At 67.1% G+C, this 19,247-nt stretch carries 19 protein-coding genes and 1 pseudogene; 8 read left to right on the top strand and 12 right to left on the bottom strand.

Annotation, left to right across the window (positions count from 1 at the left end; all coding sequences use genetic code 11):
- Positions 1–34: 34 nt before the first annotated feature.
- The 10 genes from JWQ90_RS19295 to ccoN form a co-directional block, all read right to left on the bottom strand.
- The gene (locus JWQ90_RS19295; RefSeq protein WP_299696647.1) at positions 35–709 is read right to left on the bottom strand and encodes a sulfite exporter TauE/SafE family protein; all 675 of its coding nucleotides are present in this window, start codon (positions 707–709) and stop codon (positions 35–37) included.
- Positions 706–846 carry a cbb3-type cytochrome oxidase assembly protein CcoS gene (gene ccoS, locus JWQ90_RS19290; protein ID WP_299696646.1) on the bottom strand — a complete coding sequence of 47 codons (141 nt, stop codon included), beginning with the start codon at positions 844–846 and terminating at the stop codon, positions 706–708. Before ccoS ends, JWQ90_RS19295 begins: the two co-directional genes overlap by 4 nt.
- Positions 843–3,068: a heavy metal translocating P-type ATPase gene (locus tag JWQ90_RS19285; protein ID WP_299696645.1), complete on the bottom strand. Its 2,226-nt coding sequence runs from the start codon at positions 3,066–3,068 to the stop codon at positions 843–845. Before JWQ90_RS19285 ends, ccoS begins: the two co-directional genes overlap by 4 nt.
- 6 nt (positions 3,069–3,074) lie before the next feature.
- Positions 3,075–3,260, bottom strand: coding sequence for a hypothetical protein (locus JWQ90_RS19280; protein ID WP_299696644.1), 186 nt, complete (start codon positions 3,258–3,260; stop codon positions 3,075–3,077).
- A 63-nt stretch (positions 3,261–3,323) separates the two neighbouring features.
- On the bottom strand, positions 3,324–4,922 hold the full coding sequence (locus JWQ90_RS19275) for a 4Fe-4S dicluster domain-containing protein (protein WP_299696643.1): 1,599 nt from the start codon (positions 4,920–4,922) through the stop codon (positions 3,324–3,326).
- On the bottom strand, positions 4,919–5,170 hold the full coding sequence (locus JWQ90_RS19270) for a hypothetical protein (RefSeq protein WP_299696642.1): 252 nt from the start codon (positions 5,168–5,170) through the stop codon (positions 4,919–4,921). Before JWQ90_RS19270 ends, JWQ90_RS19275 begins: the two co-directional genes overlap by 4 nt.
- On the bottom strand, positions 5,167–6,063 hold the full coding sequence (gene ccoP / locus JWQ90_RS19265) for a cytochrome-c oxidase, cbb3-type subunit III (RefSeq protein ID WP_299696640.1): 897 nt from the start codon (positions 6,061–6,063) through the stop codon (positions 5,167–5,169). Before ccoP ends, JWQ90_RS19270 begins: the two co-directional genes overlap by 4 nt.
- Entirely contained in the window at positions 6,060–6,239 is a 180-nt protein-coding gene (locus JWQ90_RS19260; RefSeq protein ID WP_299696638.1) for a cbb3-type cytochrome c oxidase subunit 3, read from the bottom strand. The genes ccoP and JWQ90_RS19260 overlap by 4 nt, the downstream gene beginning before the upstream one ends.
- Entirely contained in the window at positions 6,236–6,889 is a 654-nt protein-coding gene (ccoO, locus tag JWQ90_RS19255; RefSeq protein WP_299696637.1) for a cytochrome-c oxidase, cbb3-type subunit II, read from the bottom strand. Before ccoO ends, JWQ90_RS19260 begins: the two co-directional genes overlap by 4 nt.
- Entirely contained in the window at positions 6,886–8,334 is a 1,449-nt protein-coding gene (gene ccoN / locus JWQ90_RS19250; RefSeq protein ID WP_299696636.1) for a cytochrome-c oxidase, cbb3-type subunit I, read from the bottom strand. The genes ccoO and ccoN overlap by 4 nt, the downstream gene beginning before the upstream one ends.
- A 332-nt stretch (positions 8,335–8,666) precedes the next feature.
- Between ccoN and hemN the strand changes: the two genes are divergently transcribed.
- The 6 genes from hemN to JWQ90_RS19220 all read left to right on the top strand — a co-directional run bounded on the left by hemN (position 8,667) and on the right by JWQ90_RS19220 (position 14,632).
- Positions 8,667–10,052, top strand: a complete 1,386-nt coding sequence (gene hemN / locus JWQ90_RS19245) for an oxygen-independent coproporphyrinogen III oxidase (protein WP_299696635.1) — start codon at positions 8,667–8,669, stop codon at positions 10,050–10,052.
- A 418-nt stretch (positions 10,053–10,470) separates the two neighbouring features.
- Positions 10,471–11,673, top strand: a complete 1,203-nt coding sequence (locus tag JWQ90_RS19240) for a nitrogen regulation protein NR(II) (protein WP_299696634.1) — start codon at positions 10,471–10,473, stop codon at positions 11,671–11,673.
- On the top strand, positions 11,670–12,290 hold the full coding sequence (locus JWQ90_RS19235; RefSeq protein WP_299696633.1) for a response regulator: 621 nt from the start codon (positions 11,670–11,672) through the stop codon (positions 12,288–12,290). Before JWQ90_RS19240 ends, JWQ90_RS19235 begins: the two co-directional genes overlap by 4 nt.
- A 43-nt stretch (positions 12,291–12,333) precedes the next feature.
- Complete coding sequence (locus JWQ90_RS19230; protein WP_299696632.1) at positions 12,334–12,771, top strand: response regulator; 438 nt, start codon at positions 12,334–12,336, stop codon at positions 12,769–12,771.
- 198 nt (positions 12,772–12,969) lie between these two features.
- Positions 12,970–13,671: a Crp/Fnr family transcriptional regulator gene (locus JWQ90_RS19225; protein ID WP_299696631.1), complete on the top strand. Its 702-nt coding sequence runs from the start codon at positions 12,970–12,972 to the stop codon at positions 13,669–13,671.
- Positions 13,672–13,726: 55 nt separating this feature from the next.
- Positions 13,727–14,632, top strand: a complete 906-nt coding sequence (locus tag JWQ90_RS19220; RefSeq protein WP_299696630.1) for a universal stress protein — start codon at positions 13,727–13,729, stop codon at positions 14,630–14,632.
- Positions 14,633–14,664: 32 nt separating this feature from the next.
- Here the strand turns inward: JWQ90_RS19220 and JWQ90_RS19215 are convergent, their stop codons facing one another.
- Both JWQ90_RS19215 and JWQ90_RS19210 read right to left on the bottom strand, forming a co-directional pair.
- A complete protein-coding gene (locus JWQ90_RS19215) occupies positions 14,665–14,934 on the bottom strand; it encodes a hypothetical protein (protein WP_299696629.1) in 270 nt (89 codons plus the stop codon).
- 105 nt (positions 14,935–15,039) lie between these two features.
- On the bottom strand, positions 15,040–16,104 hold the full coding sequence (locus JWQ90_RS19210; RefSeq protein WP_299696628.1) for a fatty acid desaturase: 1,065 nt from the start codon (positions 16,102–16,104) through the stop codon (positions 15,040–15,042).
- A gap of 228 nt (positions 16,105–16,332) precedes the next feature.
- Here JWQ90_RS19210 and JWQ90_RS29240 point away from each other — a divergent pair.
- Together JWQ90_RS29240 and acs are read left to right on the top strand one after the other, a co-directional pair.
- Positions 16,333–16,959: pseudogene (locus JWQ90_RS29240) on the top strand (adenylate kinase); the annotation flags it as partial.
- A gap of 39 nt (positions 16,960–16,998) precedes the next feature.
- Complete coding sequence (gene acs / locus JWQ90_RS19205) at positions 16,999–18,924, top strand: acetate--CoA ligase (RefSeq protein WP_366919549.1); 1,926 nt, start codon at positions 16,999–17,001, stop codon at positions 18,922–18,924.
- Positions 18,925–19,247 lie beyond the last annotated feature (323 nt).

The following is a 19,247-nucleotide window of genomic DNA, read 5'->3' as shown; positions in this document are numbered from 1 at the left end:
CGCCACTGGACAGCCGAACGATGTTATTCCCGCCCTACAACCCAGCGAAGCAGAAGCCCGCAATCGTCCCCGCGACTAGGGGTGTGGTCGCCGCAATCCAGATTCCGCCGAGCGCCAGCATCACCGCCGCGCTACGGCGGCCGTAGCGGTCCGGGATCTTGCCGGCGATGCGGTTGCCGATGCCGGTCATGGTGAGCAGCAGCGGCGAGGTGCCCAGGCCAAAGGACAGTATCAGCATCGCTGCTTGGACTGCATCGCCGCTAAGCGTGACCAGGGCCAGCACCGCCCACAGCAGCGGGCAGGGCAGCAAGCCCCATAGCAGGCCGCGGACGAATGCTGGCTGGCGTGCCAGGCCGGCTGCCGGTTTGCTGCCGCAGCACGTTGGTAGTGGTTTGGGTTTGCGCCACTGGACGATGCCGAGGCCGAGCAGTGCGGCGGCCGCGAGCCAGCGCAGCAGGCCGTCTACGTGGTAGCGCTGCAGCAGCATCAGCAGTGCGGCGCCGATGCCGCCGGCGGCTGCGCCGAGTATCGCGTAGGCGCTGAGCCGGCCCAGGTGCAGCATCAGCAGGGGCTTCGCGCCGCGGCCGGCTAGCTGGGTCATCGGTGCGCACATCAGTGCGCAGTGCGGGCTGGACGACAGGCCCAGCAGCAGCATGGCCGGCATGCCCAGCACCATGCCGGCGACCGGCAGCAGCACGACGCTGTTCACGCCTCGTCGTCGGGCAGGCGCCGGCCCAGTTCGTCCAGCTGTTCGAACTGGCGGCTGTTGACTGCGGCGATGAAGAACCAGACGCCGATCGCGGAGAACAGCGCGCCCAGCGGGATCAGTACGAACAGGCTGCTCATGATGCGATCACCGCTGGCAGGTTATTGGCGGCGGGCTTGGATACGGGCTTCGATACGGCGCCCGCATCCACTCGCGACAGGCGCAGCGCGTTGCTCACTACGGCGACTGAACTCGCGCCCATGCCGAGCGCGGCGATCCACGGTGTGACGTTGCCGGTCAGCGCCAGCGGGATTGCGGCGAGGTTGTAGCAGGCGGCCCAGGCGAGGTTCTGGCGGATGACGCGGCGCGTGCGCCGCGCGAGCAGCAGCGCGGCGTGCAGGCCGCCGAGCCCTTTGCCGGTCAGCAGCAGTGCGGCCTGGGTTTGCGCCAGCGCGCTGCCGGAGACCAGCGAGGTCGAGACGTCGGCAGCGGCGAGCGTGGGTGCGTCGTTGACGCCGTCACCGACCATCCATACGCGCGATCCCTCGGCCTGCAGTTGCTGGATCAGCTGCAGCTTGTCGGCTGGTGACTGCCGCGAGCGGTACTCGGTGATGCCGAGCGCGTCGGCGACCGCGGCCACGGCGCTGGTGCCGTCGCCGCTGAGCATGATCAGGCGCAGGTTCTCGGCGCGCAGTGCCGCGACTGTGGCTGCTGCGTCGGGGCGCAACTCGTAGGCGAGGCCGAAGCGTGCGATTTCCTGCTCTTGCCGTTGCAGCGATAGCCAGGTCAGCGCGCCTTCGCCGCTGCTACCCGCCAATTGATATTCGTGTCCGTCGATGCGGCCGCGTACGCCGTGACCGGGCCGGGCCTCGATCTGCTCGGCGTGCAGCAGCGGCTGGCGCGTGTGGAACGCGCTGGCGATCGGGTGCTGGATGCCATGCTCCAGCGCGGCTGCCAGGTCCAGGCAGTGCGCGGCGTCGAATCCGGCCTGCGGCAGCACTTGCACGCAGCGCATTGCGCCGGTGGTCAGCGTGCCGGTCTTGTCGAAGCAGACGGTGTCGATGCGCGGCAGCTCCAGCAGTGTGTCGACGCGCGTCAGCAGCACGCCGCGGCTCGCCAGCGCCGAGCTGGCTGCGGCCAGCGCCGCCGGTGTCGCCAGGGACAACGCGCAGGGGCAGGTGATCACCAGCACGGCGAGCGCCACTTCGAAAGCGGTCTGCGGGCTCTGCGGCCACCAGGCGAGCGCGCCGAAGCTCGCTGCCAGCAGCACCAGCAGGCTGATCCAGCCGGCGACGCGGTCGGCGAGCAGCTCGATGCGCGGCCGGCGCGACTGCGCGTGGTGGACCATGTGGTTGATGTACGACAGCTGCGTGCCGAAGCCGGTCGCGGTTACCTGCACGCGCAAGGGCGCGGTGCCCAGGTTCACGGTGCCGGCGAACACTGCGTGCTCGGCGGCGCGGACGACGGCGGCGGCCTCGCCGGTCAACAGCGATTCGTCGAGCTCGGCCCAGTCGCTGAGCAGCAGGCCGTCGGCTGCGATCGCCGCTGCCGGCGGCACCACCAGCACGTCGCCGGTGCGCAGCGCCAGGCTCGCGACTTCCTCGATACCGCTGCCGGATTCGCGCAGCGCGGTCAGCGGCTGCGCAGCGGCCAGCTCGCGCAACCGCCGCGAGGCTTCGGCGCGGCCGCGGCCTTCAAACCAGCGCGCCAGCAACAGCAGGAACACGAACATCGTCACCGAATCGAAATACACATGGCCTTGCCGCAACAGCACGTTGCTGCAGCTCGCCAGGTAGGCGAGCAGCAGTGCCAGGCTGATCGGCACGTCCATGCCGATGCGCAGATCGCGCAGGCTCAGCCAGGCGCCGCGCAGGAACGGCCAGCCGGAATACAGCAGCACCGGCGTGGCCATCGCCCATTGCGCGTAGCGCATGATCAGCTCGATCACCGGATCGATCGCCTGATGCTCGGTGTAGCGTGTCGCGGCCAGCATCATCACCTGCATGCCGAGCACGCCGGAGCTGCCGATGCGCAGCAGCAGCGCGCGGCGCTCGCGCTGTTCGGCGCGCAGGTCCGGGCGATCGTCGATCGGCTCCGGCCTGAAGCCGGCGCTGTCGATGGCGGCCAGCAGGATCGACGGCTTGGCCTGCGCGTCTTCCCAGATCAGTTCAACGGTGTTGGTGGCGAGGCTGACGCGCACTCCGCTGCACAGCGGTGACAGCGCGCGTTCCAGCGCGCGCACGCAGCTCGCGCAGTGCATGCCGTGCACGCGCAGCAGCATCTCGCGGCGTTGGCCGTCCAGGCGATGGCTGACGCTGTCCTGCAGCAGCGGCGCATCGTAGGCGGCCCAGGCGGCGCTCATCGCCAATCAGCGGGGGGCTTCGACGACGTGACCGAAGCGGTCGACGTTGACGCTCTCGTGCGCCGGATAGCGCAGCGCCAGGAACAGCGTCACGGCGCAGGCCAGCACCGCGATCAGCGGCAAGGCGATCACCAGCACGAGCTCCAGCGACCAGGTGCGGTTTACGCGGTTTTGAGATGGGCTAGTCTTCATTTCTTGTGTCCGTCAAACACTCGTAGGTTGGGGTTCGCTGCGCTCACCCCAACCTACTCAACTTCATGGCCTGGCTCCGATGAATCGGGCGTCGTGGCCCTGGTGGATTTCGGGGCTGTCGACGTCGCTGACGTCAAAGTGCACGCTCTGCACGCCGCGCGCCTGCTCGGGCGGCAGCAGCGCCGCGACCACCAGGCTCTCGGTGCTCGAAGCGTCGACATGAATCCCGCTTTCGGACAGGTTCAGCGCGCTGCCGTCGGCGCGCGTCGCGACGATCCGCAGATCCATCGGCGTCTCGCCCTTGTTGGCGATCTTCAGTGTGTACAGGTTGGCGATGCGGCCGTCGGCCATTTCGCGGAACAGCTGGCGCCGATCGCGCAGCACGTCGAGCCCGATCGGCGAGCGCGACATCAGCAGCGCGCCGAAGCCGGCGATCACCGCGACCCAGACCAGGCCGTAGCCGAGCAGCCGCGGCCGCAGTATCTGGAAGGCACCGCTGTGGTCGCGGCGCTCGCTGGTGTAGCGGATCAGGCCGCGCGGTTTGCCGACGTGGTCCATCACGCCGTTGCAGGCATCGACGCAGGCAGCGCAGGCGATGCACTCGTATTGCAGGCCATCGCGGATGTCGATGCCGACCGGGCAGACCTGCACGCAGAGTGTGCAGTCGATGCAGTCGCCGCCGAAGTTCTCCCTCCCCTGCTTGCGGGGGAGGGCCGGGGTGGGGGCGTTCAGGCGCGGCGCTATCGTCGCGCCCCCATCCCGCCGTTGGCTTAACTCGAATCGACTTAAGTCGATTCTCGCCGAGGCCAACGGCTCCCCCGCAAGCGGGGGAAGGAGCTGAGCAGTTGTGTTCTTCAGCAACGGTGATGTACTTGGGCAGCCGATGCTGCCCGGCGCAGCCGGCAACTCCGCCAGCTTCATCACCTTGCCAGCGCCCTTGCGCGGCTCGCCGCGCTGGGCGTCGTAGCCGATGATCAGCGTGTCGCGGTCGAACATCGCCGACTGGAAGCGTGCATACGGGCACATGTACTTGCAGACCTGCTCGCGCATGAAGCCGGCGTTGCCCCAGGTGGCGAAGCCGTAGAACAGCGACCAGAACAGCGGCCAGCCGGCCAGCGACAGCGTCAAGGCCTCGCCGAACAGCTGCCGGGCCGGCATGAAGTAGGCGACGAAGCTCAGGCCGGTGTACAGGCCGAGCGTGGCCCACAGCGCGTGCTTGAGCGTCCTGCGCGCGATCTTGTTCGCGGTCCAGCGCGAGCGCTCGAGTTTCTGCCGCTGGTGGCGCTCGCCTTCGACACGCCGCTCGATCCACATGAACAGCTCGGTCCACGCGGTCTGCGGGCAGGCATAGCCGCACCACAGCCGCCCGGCCAGCGTCGTGAACAGGAACAGCGTCAGCGCGGCGACCACCAGCAGCGCGGCGAGCAGGAACAGGTCCTGCGGGAACAGCGTCAGCCCGAGCAGGTGGAAGCGCCGTGCCGGCAGGTCGAACAGCACCAGCGGCCGCCCCTGCCACTGCAGCCAGGGCAGCAGGTAGTAGCTGCCGAGCAGCGCCAGCATCGTCGCAGTGCGCAGCCGCGCGTAGCGGCCCTTCGCGGTGCGCGCGTAGATCTTCGGGTCCGATGCGTACAGCGATGCGGCGGTGGCTGGGGGATTCTTCACTTGGCGGAATCGCGCGGCGGTGATATCAGCACCAGCGTGCAGATCACCGGCACCAGGCAGGTGATCCAGCACAGCAGGAACCAGCGGCCCAGCAGCGCCCAGCTGAAGCCCTCGCTGTTCAGGCGCGGCCCCAGTACCAGCAACAGCATCGTGACCACCGCGGCGCCGATGAAGCTGCTCCAGGCGACGATTGCGCCCAGCCACACCGGCGACGGACGCTCGAAGGCAGGCCTGGGCGCGGATGTCATGGCTGCGGCTCCGACAGGCTCAGCACGTAGCTGCTCAGCAGACGCCGCTCGGTTTCGCCGAGCACCGCGCCGAAGCTCGGCATCTGGCTCTTGCGGCCATACAGGATGGTCTCGCGGATTGTCGCCGCGCTGCCGCCGTGCAGCCAGGTGTCGTCGCTGAGATTGGGCGCCCCGAGCATGGTATTGCCGTGACCCTCGGCGCCGTGGCAGGCGGCGCAGGTGCCGGAGAATTTTTTCGCGCCGGCCGCGTATTCCATCGCCTCGTGCTGGCCCTGGTGCAAGTCGCGTACATAGGCCACCAGCGATTGCAGCGTGGGCTCGTCGATGGTGCCGAAGAAGCTCGGCATCTGGCCGCCGCGGCCCTGAGTGATCGAGGCGTAGACCTGCTCGGCGCTACCGCCGTAAAGCCAGTCGCGATCGCCCAGGTTCGGGAAGCCCTTGGCACCGCGGGCGTCGACACCGTGGCAGCCGGCGCAGTTGGTCTGGAACAGCTTGCCGCCGAGTGCGACGGCCTTGGGATCGGCGCGCAGTTCGGCGATGTCGCGGCCGTCGAATGCCTGGTAGAGCGCGTGGCGCTGCGCCAGGGTGACGGCGGCGCGCTGGTCGTGCTCGCCGGCCGAGGTCCAGCCGAGCCGGCCGGGCTGGTTGCCCAGGCCCGGATATAGCGCGAGATAAACTGCGGCAAACACGATGGTGATGACGAACAGGTTGCGCCACCAGCGCGGCAGCGGGTTGTTGTACTCGCGCAGATCGTCGTCCCAGACGTGGCCGGTTTCGGCGCCTTCGGTGACTTCACCCGGCGTCGGGCGCGCGGTCCAGATCAGCAGCCACAGACAGCCGGCGATGTTGGCGACGATCAGCGTGATGACGACGACATTCCAGAACGGCGTCATTTGCGCATCTCCTCGGGCGGGACGGCGTCGTCCGCCATCGGCAGGCGGGCGGCCTGCTCGAAGGTTTTGCGGCGCGAAGGCGAGTAGGCGTAGAAGCAGATGCCGATGAAGCTGCTGAAAGCGATCAGCGTCACCAGGCCCTGCACCAGGCCGTCGTGTAGCAGTTGGCTATTCATGGGGCGGACTTCGTCTGTGTCGGATTCATCGCAGCGGCGATGGGCTCGCGTGGCGAGGCCTTGAGGCTCTGCAGGTAGGCGATCAGCGCGTCAAGCTTGCTCTTGCCGTCGACCGCGGCCTTGGCGCCGGCGATCTCGCTGTCGGAGTAGGGCACGCCGACGCGGCGCAGCGCGGTCATCATCGCGGTGACCTCGTCGCCGTCGAGCCGGTCTTCGGCCAGCCAGGGATAGCCGGGCATATTCGACTCGGGCACCACGTCGCGGGCGTTCATCAGGTGCACGCGGTGCCAGTCGTCGCTGTAGCGTCCGCCGACCCGAGACAGATCCGGCCCGGTGCGCTTGGAGCCCCACTGGAACGGGTGGTCGTAGACCGATTCGCCGGCGATCGCATACGGGCCGTAACGCAGGGTTTCGTCGTCGAGCGAGCGCACCTGCTGCGAATGGCAGTTGTAGCAGCCTTCGCGCAGATACACGTCGCGGCCCGCCGTCTGGATCGCCGACAGCGGCACCACGCCCGGCGCCGGCTGCTCCATGTGGCTGCCGACGATCAGCGGCACGATCTCGACGAAGCCGCCGACGCTGATCACCGCCGCGATCAACACCGCCATCAGGCCGATGTTGCGTTCGAGTCTCTCGTGACCGCCGCTCATTTGACTGCTCCTGCCAGTTGCTGAAGATCACCGACGGTTTTTGCGACAGCCTGCGGCTGCACCGTCTTCCAGACGTTCCAGGCCATCACGACCATGCCGGACAGATACAGCGCACCGCCGGCGAGACGCACCGCGTAGAACGGATGGGTCGCGACCAGGGATTCGACGAAGCTGTAGGTCAGCGTTCCGTCGGCGTTGGTGGCGCGCCACATCAGGCCCTGCATGACGCCGGCGATCCACATCGCGACGATGTAGAGCACGATGCCGATCGTCGCCAGCCAGAAGTGCAGGTTGATTGCCGGGATGCTGTGCATCTGCTGCCGGCCCCAGAGCTTGGGGATCAGCGCGTACAGCGAGCCCATCGTGATCAGGCCGACCCAGCCGAGCGCGCCGGAGTGCACGTGGCCGATGGTCCAGTCGGTGTAATGCGACAGCGAGTTGATCGTCTTGATCGACATCATCGGCCCCTCGAAGGTCGACATGCCGTAGAACGACAGCGACACGATCAGGAACTTCAGGATCGGATCTTCGCGCAGCTTGTGCCAGGCGCCGCTGAGCGTCATCACGCCGTTGATCATGCCGCCCCAGCTCGGCGCCAGCAGGATCAGCGAGAACACCATGCCCACCGACTGCACCCAGTCCGGCAGCGAGGTGTACAGCAGATGATGCGGGCCGGCCCACATGTAGGTGCTGATCAGCGCCCAGAAATGCACGATCGACAGCCGGTAGCTGTAGATCGGCTTGCCGACCTGCTTGGGGATGAAGTAGTACATCATCCCGAGAAAACCGGCGGTCAGGAAGAAGCCCACCGCGTTGTGCCCGTACCACCATTGCACCATCGCATCGACGGTGCCGCCGTAGATCGAGTACGACTTGGTCAGCGAGAACGGGATGGCCAGGTTGTTGATGATGTGCAGCACCGCGATCGTCAGGATGTAGGCGCCGAAGAACCAGTTGGCGACGTAGATGTGATCGACCTTGCGCTTGACGATGGTGCCGAAGAACACCACGCCGTAGCAGACCCAGACCACGGCGATCAGCACATCGATCGGCCATTCCAGCTCGGCGTATTCCTTGCCCTGGGTCATGCCCAGCGGCAAGGTGATCGCGGCGGCGACGATCACCGCCTGCCAGCCCCAGAACGTGAACATCGCCAGGCGCGGCAGAAACAGCGCGGTGCGGCAGGTGCGCTGCACGATGTAGTAGCTGGTGGCGAACAGCCCCGAGCCGCCGAACGCGAAGATCACCGCATTGGTATGCAGCGGCCGCAGCCGCGAATACGTCAGCCAGGGGATATCGAAGTTCAGCGCCGGCCACAGCAGCTGCGCGGCGATCAGCACGCCGACACTCATGCCGACCAGCCCCCACAGGATCGTGGTCAGCGCAAAGCGGCGCACGACCTCGTCGTCGTACTCGAGTGTTGCGGATACCGGTTGCGCGGACATGGGCGTTCTGGGTTGGCTGACGGGCTTGTCGTGGCCGGCAGTGTCATCGCGGCCCGGTCGCCCGGCATTGATCTGCGTCAAGGCCCCGCCGCGGCGGCGGGTTCTCGCGGGGATGACGAATCACACTCCCCCCGTCATTCCCGCGAAGGCGGGAATCCAGGGCAGTGCGGAGCCGAGGCTGCAGTTCATGCGTCACTGGATCCCCGCCTGCGCGGGGATGACGAATCACGCTCCCCGTCATTTGACCTGGATCAAAGCTCCGCCGCGGCGGCCTCACTACCATCCACCCGTCACTTGAAACGTCACCGCCGCAGCCCGGCCGGAGCCCTTTGATGCTGCCCATGACCGCCTTGCCCGCCGACCTGCTTGCGCGTGAACTGCGCGGGCCGCGCTACACCTCGTACCCGACCGCGCTCGCGTTCGGGCCGCAGTTCGGCGTCGCGGATTACATCGGCGCCGCCCGCGAACTGGCGCGGCACGCCGATCCGCTGTCGCTGTATTTCCATGTGCCGTTCTGCGCGTCCAACTGCTACTACTGCGGCTGCAATCGCGTGGTCACGCGCAATCGCGAGCGCATCGAGCGTTACTTCGTTGCGCTGCTGGCCGAGCTGAAGATGCACAGCGCGCTGCTCAGCCGCGGGCCGGAAGTGGTGCAGATCCATTTCGGCGGCGGCACGCCGAACATGTTCTCGGTGGGGCAGTTCGCGCGCCTGCTGGCCGCAATCCACCAACGCCTGCGGGTCGCCGAATCGGGCCGCCTGGAGCTGTCGATGGAAGTCGATCCGCGGCTGGCCGAGGCCAGCGACATCTATTCCTGGCGCGCACTCGGCTTCAATCGCCTGTCGTTCGGCGTGCAGGACGTCAACGACAGCGTGCAGCTGGCGATCAATCGCGTGCAGAGCCGCGAGCGCATCGCCGAGTTGACCGCGTGCGCGCGGCGCGCCGGCTTTTCCAGCATCAATTACGACCTGGTCTACGGCCTGCCGCTGCAGACACCGGCGCGGCTTGCCGGCAGCTTGGACTTTGTCATCGAGCAGCGGCCCGAGCGGATCGCGGCCTATCACTACGCGCATCTGCCGCAGCGCTTCCCGGCGCAGAAGGCCATAGACGAGGCGCAGCTGCCGACGCCGGAAGTGCGGCAGCAATTGCGCGCGATGATCCACGGCCGGCTGCTGCTCGCGGGCTATCGCGCGATCGGGCTGGATCACTACGCGCTGCCCGATGACGCGCTCGCCCGAGCCCAGCAGGACGGCACGATGCGGCGCAACTTCCAGGGCTATTCGACGCTGCAGGGCTGCGAGCTGGTGGGTCTGGGGGTGAGTGCAATCTCGCAGCTGCGCGGCTGCTTCGCGCAGAACGACACCGACGTCGACCGTTATCTCGCCGCCGTGGAAACCGGCCGCCTGGCCTGCGTGCGCGGCTACCGCCAGACCGACGACGACCGGCTGCGCGCCGAGATCATCGAGGCGATCATGTGCCAGGGCGAGGTCGATTTCGCGAAGCTCGGCCTGCGCTACGGCGATGACCTGGCCGAGCGCTTCGAGCCCGAGCTGCAGCGTCTGCGGCAACTCGCCGGCGCCGGAGACTGGCTCACGGTTGGGCCCTGGGGCCTGCGGGTTTCGGAGTCGGGCCGCGCGCTGCTGCGCGTGGTGGCAATGGTCTTCGACCGTCAGCTGCAGGCCGGCGACGATGCACGGCGCTATTCCAGCATCGCTTAGTGGTGCTGTTCACCCATGCCGCCCCGTATACGAATCCCCCTCCATGAACCCCCGCTGCGCCTGGCAAACGGCGTAGGTCGGCAATCCTTTGCCGCCGTGTGCGCCCTGATCGCTTGAGCATGTCGGCAAAGGATTGCCGACCTACGTCGCTGGCGGGGCAGAGCCGGTTCATGGAGAGCCCCGTGTTCCTTGCGGACCTGCTCATGGGCCATGAACCCCTGCGTAGGCTGGGTTGCAGCGGAGCGGAAACCCAGCACGGCGGCCCGAATCCAGCGCTGGGTTTCCGCTTCGCTGCAACCCAGCCTACGGGTGGGTCGGGCTCTCGGTTCCTGGAGAGGGGATTGCTCGTTAAGTTAGTTAGTGCCACTCGCCCCAAGGCCGCATCGGCTCCAGCATTTCGCTGTGGCATGCTGAGGCCATGAACCCGGGCCCTTCCACAGCGGCGCAGACAGCGGCGGACCCCGGCCTGGCCGGCCGCCTTGCCGAGTCGCTGGAACATTACCGCGCGATCCTCGACACCGCGGTCGACGGCATCATCACGATCGACGAGCACGGCCTGATCCAGTCCTTCAACGGCGCCGCCGAGCGCATCTTCGGCTACCGCGCCGACGAGGTGCTGGGGCTCAACATCAGCCTGCTGATGCCCGAGCCCTACCGGCATCAGCACGACGGCTACATCGAGGCTTATCGCAGCAGCGGCCAGGCGCGGATCATCGGTATCGGCCGCGAGGTCGAAGGCCGGCGCCGCGATGGCTCGGTGTTCCCGATGGATCTGTCGGTCGGCGAAATCCACTTGCCCGGGCGGCGCCTGTTCACCGGCATCACCCGCGATATCACCGACCGCAAGGCAGCCGAGGCCGACGCGCAGCGGCGGCTCAACGACCTGGCGCATGTGTCGAGGGTCGCGACGATGGGCACGATGGCCACCGCGCTGGCGCACGAGGTCAACCAGCCATTGACCGCGATCATCAGCCACGCCGGTGCCTGCCTGCGGCTGCTCGCGACGCGCCGGCCGGCGGAGATCGCCGACGCACCGGATTCGCTCGAGGCCCTGCTACACGAGTCGCTGACGCAGATCGCGCGCCAGGGTGAACGCGCCGGCGAAGTGATCCGCCAGCTGCGCCGTTTCGTGCGCAAGAGCGAGATGGAGTTTCACGCCTGCCAGCTCAACAGGCTGGTCAGCGAAGTAATGTTCCTGCTGGCGCACGAGATCCGCGCGACCAAGGTGCAGCTGGAGTTTCGGCTTGCCGATAATCTGCCGGAGGTGGCGATGGACCGCGTGCAGATCGAGCAGGTGATCTTCAACCTGGTGCGCAACGCGCTCGAGGCGATGGCGAGCGTCGCGCAAGATCAGCGCCTGCTCTGGCTGAGCACCTCGCTGGTCGAGCAGGACGCAGCGCCGGCGATCCGCTTCTGTGCCGAGGATCGCGGGCCCGGCTTTGCCGGGATCGAGCCGGCGCGCTTGTTCGAGCCTTATTTCACGACCAAGGCCGGCGGCATGGGGCAGGGGCTGGCGATCTGCCACTCGATCCTCGAATCCCACGAAGGCGGCATCAGCGCGGAGCCGGCCGCGCCGCGCGGCGCGCGCTTCTGTTTCTGGCTGCCGGTGACGCGCAAATGAGTGCGCAGAGCGAGTTCGGCTGCGTCTATGTGGTCGACGACGACGACGCGGTGCGCGCCGGCCTGCGCCTGCTGCTGGGGTCCTGCGGCCTGCGCTCGCAAGGCTATACCAGCGCCCAGGCCTTTCTTGACGCTGTCCCGCCCGGAGTTGATGGCTGCCTGTTGCTGGACGTGCGCATGCCGGGCATGAGCGGGCTCGATCTGCAGGAGCGGATGCAGGCAGCCGGTATCGAGCTGCCGGTGATTCTGCTGACCGGGCACGGCGACGTGCCGATGGCCGTGCGCGCGATGAAGCGCGGCGCCCACGACTTCATCCAGAAGCCGTTCAACGACCAGTATCTGCTGGACCGCGTGCAGGAAGCGCTGCAGCTGTCGCGCAGGCAGATCGAGCGCCGGCAGCTGCTGCAGGGCCTGCGCGAGCGGCTGGGCCGGCTGACCGCCCGCGAGCAGGCAGTGCTCGATCGCCTGGTGCTAGGCCAGGCGAACAAGCTGATCGCCGCCGAGCTGGGCATCAGCGAGCGCACCGTCGAAGTCCATCGCGCCCACGTGATGGAGAAGATGGAAGCGCGCACGCTCGCGCAGCTGATCCAGTTGATGGGCGAGCTGCAGCGGGACTGATCCAGATCAATGTCGCCGCGCCGGTCTGGCCTTAACTTGGAGTATGTCTTCGATCAGTCCACCGGTTTCCGTCACGACGCTCACGCGTTCCGCAGCCGACGCGCGGACGCTGCCGGCCGCGGTGACGGTCTACATCGTCGAGGATGATCCGGCGGTGCGTTCGGCGCTGCAGCTGCTGGTGCGATCCCATGGATGGAAACCCGCGGCCTTCGCGAGCGGGCTGCAGTTCCTGGCGCGCGCTCCTATCGAGGAGAGGGCCTGCCTGGTGCTCGATCTGAACATGCCGGAGATCGACGGCGAAGAAGTGCTGCGCCGGCTGCGCGCCGGCGGCTCGCGCCTGCCGGTGCTGGTGATCACCGGCGACCGCGAAGGCCCACGCCTGGAACGGCTGATGCGCGGCGGCGCGCACAGCGTGCTGCTGAAACCTTTCGGTGACGCGGCTTTTCAGGCGGCGGTCGAGGACTGTTTGCAGATCACGTGACCGTAGGTCGGCAATCCCTTGCCGACGTGAGGCCTCGGTAGCACATCGACCGTACACGTCGGCAAAGGATTGCCGACCTACGAGCTGCGCAGGCCTTCCCTACGTACTTCCCACATCCGGGGTTCGGAAACCTCCAATAGTCCTTAGTCCGGCGCAATTGCACACTGGCTCCGTCATCAACGCCTACCGGAGTCCGCCATGTCCTTCCCGCCCAGCAGCAGCCAGCCCGCGTCGCCTTGCACCGACTGCTCGCGCCGCGACAAGTGCCTGGGCGCTGCGCTGAACGCCGTGCCGGGCAGCAGCGGCGGCGTGACCCGCTCCGCGGTCGACCGCGGAGCGCACCTGTGGCGGGTCGGCGACACCGTCGACTCGATCTACGTGATCCGCGGCGGCGCCAGCAAGACCTATGTCGTCAGCGAAGCCGGCAACGAGGAGATCCGCGGCTTCCAGCTCGCCAACGACGTCGCCGGCCTGGATGCGCTTTGCGGATCGACCCACCGCACCAATGCCCGTGCGATATCGCGGACCTGGGTGTGCCGCCTGCCGATCGCCGCCGTCAGGGCGCGGATGTCGGAATCCGCCGAGTTCCGCGACGGCCTGCTGAGCAAGCTCGGCCGCGAGTTCGACCGGCTCCACGACATGCTGCACCGCGAGCGCTGCACGGCCGACCAGCGCGTGGCCGCGTTCCTGGTGCGCCAGATCGAGAACGAGAACCCGCCGGAGACCGGAACCGTCGATCTCGAGCTGCCGATGACGCGCACCGACCTGGCACGCTACCTCGACCTGGCCAACGAAACCGTATCGCGCGTTTTCACCCGCTTCCAGAATCTGAACATCATGCGCAGCACCGGCGCACGCTGCGAAATCCTCGATCGATCCGCGCTCGGCGCGCTGTGCTGAAATCGCGGCATGCAACAAGACGACATGGCGGGTGTTTGAACCGGGAGTGGCCGCGATGAACTCGTATACCCGCATCTTCCTGATCGCCGACGCCTCGATGCGTCGCACGCCGGCCTTGGATTGCGCGGCGCGGTTGGCAAAAGAGGGCGGCGCCGCGCTGCATATCGCGATCTTCGATCGCGATCCGCTGATCACGGCGGCGGCGCTGTTCGACAAGGAGCGTTCGGACCGGGCCAGGCAGAGCTGGATGGACGAACGGCGCAACTGGCTGCTGGCTCAAGCCGAGCGGCTAAGCCTCGACGGCATCCAGGTCAGCTCGGAGATCGTCTGGGCGCGTCCGGTGCAGGACGAGATCCTGCTGAACATCGACGACCACTCGCCGGATCTGGTGATCAAGGACGTCCATTACGAAAGTCATTTGCGGCGAGTGCTGTTCACGCCGCTGGACTGGCAGCTGCTGCGTTGCTGTCCGCTGCCGCTGCTGCTGGTCAACGGGCTTGCCAATGCGGCTCCGCGCCGGATCATCGCCGCCGTCGATGCCGGTTTCGATGCCAGCCAGCAGAGCGAGTTGAATCATCGCGTCATCCGCGAGGCGCAAGCCCTGGCCATCCGCAGTGGTGCCGAGCTGCATCTGGTGTACGCGTTCGTCGGCCCGCTGGTGATGATCGATCCGATGGGTGTGGGCGCCACGTCGGTCGCCGAGATCTACAACGCGCTGCTGCCGATCCATCGCGACAACTTCGATGCACTGGCCGAGGCGCACTCAGTGCCGGCACAGCGGCGCCATTTCCTGAGCGGGGCCGCGGCGCAGACCATCGCCGAGTTCACGCAGGCCGATCACAGCGACGTGCTGGTCATCGGCTCGGTCCGCCACGGCCTGATCGACCGCATGCTGATGGGCACCACCGCCGAGGCGATTCTGGACAAGGCGTCCTGCAACGTGCTCGCGGTCAAGCCCTGAGAAATGCGTGTGCTGTTCTGGCGCGGGCTGGATCAGAACAGGGCGGCAAAGCTCAGGCCCAGTGCCAGGCCGGCGGCAAAACCCAGCGCGCCGTAGACGTAGCGCTTCTTGAACCGCAGGTCACCCGTGACCGGATCGCTGTAGCGCAGCCGCATGGAGCCTCCGTCGATATTCGACGAAGCAGGCGTTGCAAGAATCGCGCAGATCGTCGCTATCGCCGGGTGAGTGGTGCTGGATAAAAAGTACCAAGGCCCCAACAAACTGCCCGATACACCATTGCCGCCTCTGTAGGAGCGGGTCATACCCGCGACTCAGGCCCTGAAGTGCGCAGTCGCGGGTATGACCCGCTCCTACAGGTGCAATTAGGTCGGCTGGCCTTTGAAGTGCACGGGATGCGCCATCGCCGCCTAGCTCGGCCGGCCCTCGAAGTCCAGCCAGCGGCGCCGCTCGTAGTCGTAGAGCTTGCAGCGCCGGGCCGTGTCGAAATACCAGCGCCAGGAGAATGTCTGGACGACGATGCCGGGTATGCGCTGCTCCAGCAGGCTCTGTGCTGCACGCAAACGGTACAGCGGGATCGTCATGTCGACGTGATGCGCGGTGTGTTCGTTGATGTGGTGGATCAGACTGCCCCAGTCCAGACCGAGGAATTTGCGGAAGCGCACGTGCACCGTGGTGGACACGAACGGCTGCGACTGGCCCCAGGCCTGCTTGTCCGAATACCAGGCGATCGCCGGATGCGTGTGATGGATGTACACGACGAAGCCGATCATCGCGTTCCACACCAGCTGCGGCAGCACGAAACCGGCGAGTAGTAGCCGTAACGGGGATTGACCCGTTGACACTGCGACCGCGATCAGCGCCGCGATCCAGGCACCGGCGACCAGAGCCGCGGTCATCGAGTCGATCCAGAAAATCCGGCGCCGCGTCGGTAGCAGGCTGCGGCTGGGAAAGAACAGACGGCGCCACCAGATCTCGACCAGGTAGTACATCCACGGCGCCCAGCCGCTGCGGTAGATGCGCTCCAGCGATCGGCCCGTGGGGGACAGCGCCTGAAATTCGGCCAGGCTCTTGGGTTGCCAGACGAAATCGAAGTCGCGCAGATTGGTATAGCCGTGATGCACGACGTTGTGACCCTTGTCCCACAGGCTGTAGGGCGTCAGCGAAGGCAGCATCAGCAGTCGTCCGAGCGCGCGGTTCAGGCCGCGGTGTGCTGTCAGGCTGTGATGGCAGGCGTCGTGGGCGAGGATGAACATGCGGCCGATCACGAAGCCCGCCGCGGCGCCGCACAGCAGTTGCCCCGGCAGCGTCGGAGCCGACACCACGCCGGTCATGAGCAGCGCCAGCAGCACGCAATCGACGGCCGCCAGTGCGATTGCCAATGCCGTGTTGCGACGGCACAGCGGAATCAGCCAGCTGCGAATCAGCTTGCGATGCGGAACGGTGGTCGGGAGCATCGCGGTGGGGGCAGTCATACAGGCTCGGCAGAAAAACCAGGGTCTCCGATTAGAGACGCACGCGTGCCGATTCCGATTGATCTGGGTCAATGCGCTGCCGAACTAGCGTGTGTTTTTTTACCGCGACACGAGCCGAGTCATCGATGTCGCCGCTGCCGGTACAGGCTGTCGCGCATCTGACACGCAGGCGAGCGCGAAATCGCGTTCTTGCGGCGAAATCCTGGGGAATCCCCGGGAAAACGGGATATGGCACCGCCCTTGCTCCCGGGTCGCCGTCCGCGAAAGCGTGGACGTCATTCGCAGCGAATCGAAGAGGATCAACAGATGAGAATCGTACTGCTGGGCGCGCCCGGTTCGGGCAAGGGCACGCAGGGAGAAAAGCTGGCCGCGCATTACGGCATTCCCAAGCTGTCTACCGGCGATGTGCTGCGAGACGCGGTGCGCAATGGCAGCGAGCTGGGCCGTGAAGCCAAGGCGGCGATGGATGCCGGCAAGCTGGTGGCGGACCGCATTGTCATCGGCATCGTCGAGGCGCGCCTGGCGCAGCCCGACATGGCCGCCGGCTTCATCCTCGACGGTTTTCCGCGCAATGCCGCGCAGGCCGAGATTCTCGACCGCCTGCTGATCGACAAGCAGCTGCCACCGATCGACAAGGTGCTGCATCTGGACGTCGCCGTCGCCGAGCTGCGGCGCCGCCTGATCGCGCGTGGCCTCGCCGAAGGCCGCAGCGACGACACCGAGGCAACCGTGATGCGCCGCATCGACGTCTACCAGGCCGAGACGCGGCCGCTGCTCGATTACTACCGCGCCCAGCACAAGCTGTTCACGCTCAACGGCGTCGGCCACGTGCTGACGCTGTTCAACCAGCTGTGTGCCGAGATCGACAGCCGCAGCCACAACATCCAGTCGGTGATGCACGAGACGCGCAGCTTCGCGCCGCCGCCGGCATTCGCGGCGGCAGCGAATCTCAACGCCGCAAAGCTGGAACAGTTGCATGCGCACGCGGCGTGTGATCACGAAGGTTTCTGGGCGGATCAGGCGCGTACCCAGCTGAGCTGGCGGCAGAGGTTCGAGCAGACGCTGGACAGCAGTCTGGCGCCGCGATATCGCTGGTTCACTGGCGGGTTGCTGAATGCCTCGTACAACTGCCTGGATCGGCATCTGGCGGCGCGCGGCGACAAGACCGCGATCGTGTTCGAAGCCGACGACGGCGCGATCACCCGCTACAGCTACGCCGCGCTGCACGCTGAGGTCTGCCGTCTCGCCAATGCGCTGCGCGGACTCGGCATCGGCAAGAGCGATCGCGTGGTGCTGTATCTGCCGATGGGCGCGCAGGCGGTGATCGCGATGCAGGCCTGCGCGCGCATCGGCGCGATTCACTCGGCGGTGTTCGGCGGCTTTTCCGCCGAGTCGCTGAAGGATCGCATCGAGGACGCCGGTGCGCGCCTGGTGATCACCGCCGACGCGGCGCCGCGCGGCGGCAAGCGCGTCGATCTGAAGACGGCGGTGGACAAGGCGCTGGCTGGCGGCTGCGCCAGCGTCGAGCGGGTGCTGGTGTATCGGCGCATGGATGGCTGCGCAATGCAGCCGCAGCGCGATCTGTGGTGGCAGGATCGGGTGCCGACGCAGTGCGCCGAATGCGAGCCGGAATGGGTCGAGTCGAATCATCCGCTGTTCCTGCTCTACACCTCCGGCTCCACCGGCAAGCCCAAGGGCGTGCAGCATTCCACTGCGGGTTATCTGCTCGGCGCGACCGTGACGATGCAGTGGGTGTTCGATCTGAAACAGAGCGACGTGTTCTGGTGTACCGCCGATATCGGCTGGATTACCGGACATTCCTACGTGGCTTACGGGCCGCTGTCGAACGGCGTCACGCAGCTGATTTTCGAAGGCATCCCGACGTATCCCGACGGCGAGCGTTTCTGGCGGATGATCGCGGCGCACCAGGTCAGCGTGTTCTACACCGCACCGACCGCGATCCGCGCGTTGATGCGCCTCGGCGATCATCTGCCGGCGCGTCACGATCTGTCGTCGCTGCGCCTGCTCGGCACGGTCGGCGAGCCGATCAATCCCGAGGCCTGGATGTGGTATCACCGCGTGATCGGCGGCGGGCGTTGCCCGATCGTCGATACCTGGTGGCAGACCGAAACCGGCTCGATGATGATCGCGCCGGTGCCGGGTGCGGTCGCGACCAAGCCGGGCTCCTGCACGCGGCCCTTGCCGGGCATTTGCGTGGATATCGTCGACGAGGACGGCAAGCCGGTCACGCAGATCGGCCGCGGCGGCTTCCTGGTGATCACCCGGCCCTGGCCGTCGATGCTGAGCACGATCTGGGGCAACGACGAGCGCTATGCCGAGACTTATTTCGGCCGTTTCGGCGATCAGGTCTATGTTGCCGGTGACGGCGCGCAGCGCGACGAAGACGGTTATATCTGGATACTTGGACGGATCGACGACGTGCTGAATGTCTCCGGCCATCGGCTCGGCACGATGGAAGTGGAGTCGGCGCTGGCGGCGCATCCGCGGGTTGCCGAAGCGGCGGTGGTCGGGCGCCCGCACGACATCAAGGGTGAGGCGATCCTGGCTTTCGTGGTAGTGCGCGGTGAGCGCGCCGATGCGATCGCCGAAGGCCTGCCGCGCGAATTGTGTGTCTGGGTCGCCGAGCAGCTGGGCGCAATCGCCAGGCCCGACGAAGTGCGCCTGGTCGACGGCCTGCCCAAGACCCGCTCCGGCAAAATCATGCGCCGCCTGCTGCGCTCGATCGGCGCTGGCGAGACGGTGACGCAGGACACCAGCACGCTGGAGAACCCGGCCATCCTCGAACAGCTGCGCGGCTGAGTAGGTTGGGGTGAGCGCAGCGAACCCCAACAGGTGTCCGCGCCGATGTTGGGGTTCGCCGCGCTCACCCCAACCTACGGTGTCATGCCTGTCTCATGGCCCCGCCAGCGACGTCGGCAATCCCTTGCCGACGTGTGCGCCCTGATCGCTTGAGCACGTCGGCAAAGGATTGCCGACCTACCTTCGCCGGGTTCAGGGTCCGTGAGCAGGTCCGCAAGGAACACGGGGCTACCCAGGAACCTCCCCCTCCCCCGCGTGCGGGGGAGGGCCGGGGTGGGGGCGGAAGGCGCGGCGCTGTCGTCTCGCCCCATCCGCGTTTGGCC

This window comes from Hydrocarboniphaga sp. (assembly GCF_028291725.1).
Classification (GTDB): Bacteria; Pseudomonadota; Gammaproteobacteria; order Nevskiales; family Nevskiaceae; genus Hydrocarboniphaga.
The sequence above is the reverse complement of the archived record's forward strand: the minus strand, read 5'-3'. Positions and strand labels throughout refer to the sequence as shown.

What these genes read in the sequence shown, in the direction of transcription:
- hemN (WP_299696635.1), top strand. Translation starts at nt 8,667, where the DNA reads ATGCTGCCCATGACCGCCTTGCCCGCCGACCTGCTTGCGCGTGAACTG.
- JWQ90_RS19210 (WP_299696628.1), bottom strand. Translation starts at nt 16,104, where the DNA reads ATGACTGCCCCCACCGCGATGCTCCCGACCACCGTTCCGCATCGCAAG.
- JWQ90_RS19240 (WP_299696634.1), top strand. Translation starts at nt 10,471, where the DNA reads ATGAACCCGGGCCCTTCCACAGCGGCGCAGACAGCGGCGGACCCCGGC.
- JWQ90_RS19220 (WP_299696630.1), top strand. Translation starts at nt 13,727, where the DNA reads ATGAACTCGTATACCCGCATCTTCCTGATCGCCGACGCCTCGATGCGT.
- JWQ90_RS19280 (WP_299696644.1), bottom strand. Translation starts at nt 3,260, where the DNA reads ATGAAGACTAGCCCATCTCAAAACCGCGTAAACCGCACCTGGTCGCTG.
- JWQ90_RS19230 (WP_299696632.1), top strand. Translation starts at nt 12,334, where the DNA reads ATGTCTTCGATCAGTCCACCGGTTTCCGTCACGACGCTCACGCGTTCC.
- ccoN (WP_299696636.1), bottom strand. Translation starts at nt 8,334, where the DNA reads ATGTCCGCGCAACCGGTATCCGCAACACTCGAGTACGACGACGAGGTC.
- JWQ90_RS19235 (WP_299696633.1), top strand. Translation starts at nt 11,670, where the DNA reads ATGAGTGCGCAGAGCGAGTTCGGCTGCGTCTATGTGGTCGACGACGAC.
- ccoS (WP_299696646.1), bottom strand. Translation starts at nt 846, where the DNA reads ATGAGCAGCCTGTTCGTACTGATCCCGCTGGGCGCGCTGTTCTCCGCG.
- JWQ90_RS19285 (WP_299696645.1), bottom strand. Translation starts at nt 3,068, where the DNA reads ATGAGCGCCGCCTGGGCCGCCTACGATGCGCCGCTGCTGCAGGACAGC.
- ccoP (WP_299696640.1), bottom strand. Translation starts at nt 6,063, where the DNA reads ATGACGCCGTTCTGGAATGTCGTCGTCATCACGCTGATCGTCGCCAAC.
- JWQ90_RS19260 (WP_299696638.1), bottom strand. Translation starts at nt 6,239, where the DNA reads ATGAATAGCCAACTGCTACACGACGGCCTGGTGCAGGGCCTGGTGACG.
- ccoO (WP_299696637.1), bottom strand. Translation starts at nt 6,889, where the DNA reads ATGAGCGGCGGTCACGAGAGACTCGAACGCAACATCGGCCTGATGGCG.
- JWQ90_RS19225 (WP_299696631.1), top strand. Translation starts at nt 12,970, where the DNA reads ATGTCCTTCCCGCCCAGCAGCAGCCAGCCCGCGTCGCCTTGCACCGAC.
- acs (WP_366919549.1), top strand. Translation starts at nt 16,999, where the DNA reads ATGCACGAGACGCGCAGCTTCGCGCCGCCGCCGGCATTCGCGGCGGCA.
- JWQ90_RS19270 (WP_299696642.1), bottom strand. Translation starts at nt 5,170, where the DNA reads ATGACATCCGCGCCCAGGCCTGCCTTCGAGCGTCCGTCGCCGGTGTGG.
- JWQ90_RS19215 (WP_299696629.1), bottom strand. Translation starts at nt 14,934, where the DNA reads ATGACCCGCTCCTACAGAGGCGGCAATGGTGTATCGGGCAGTTTGTTG.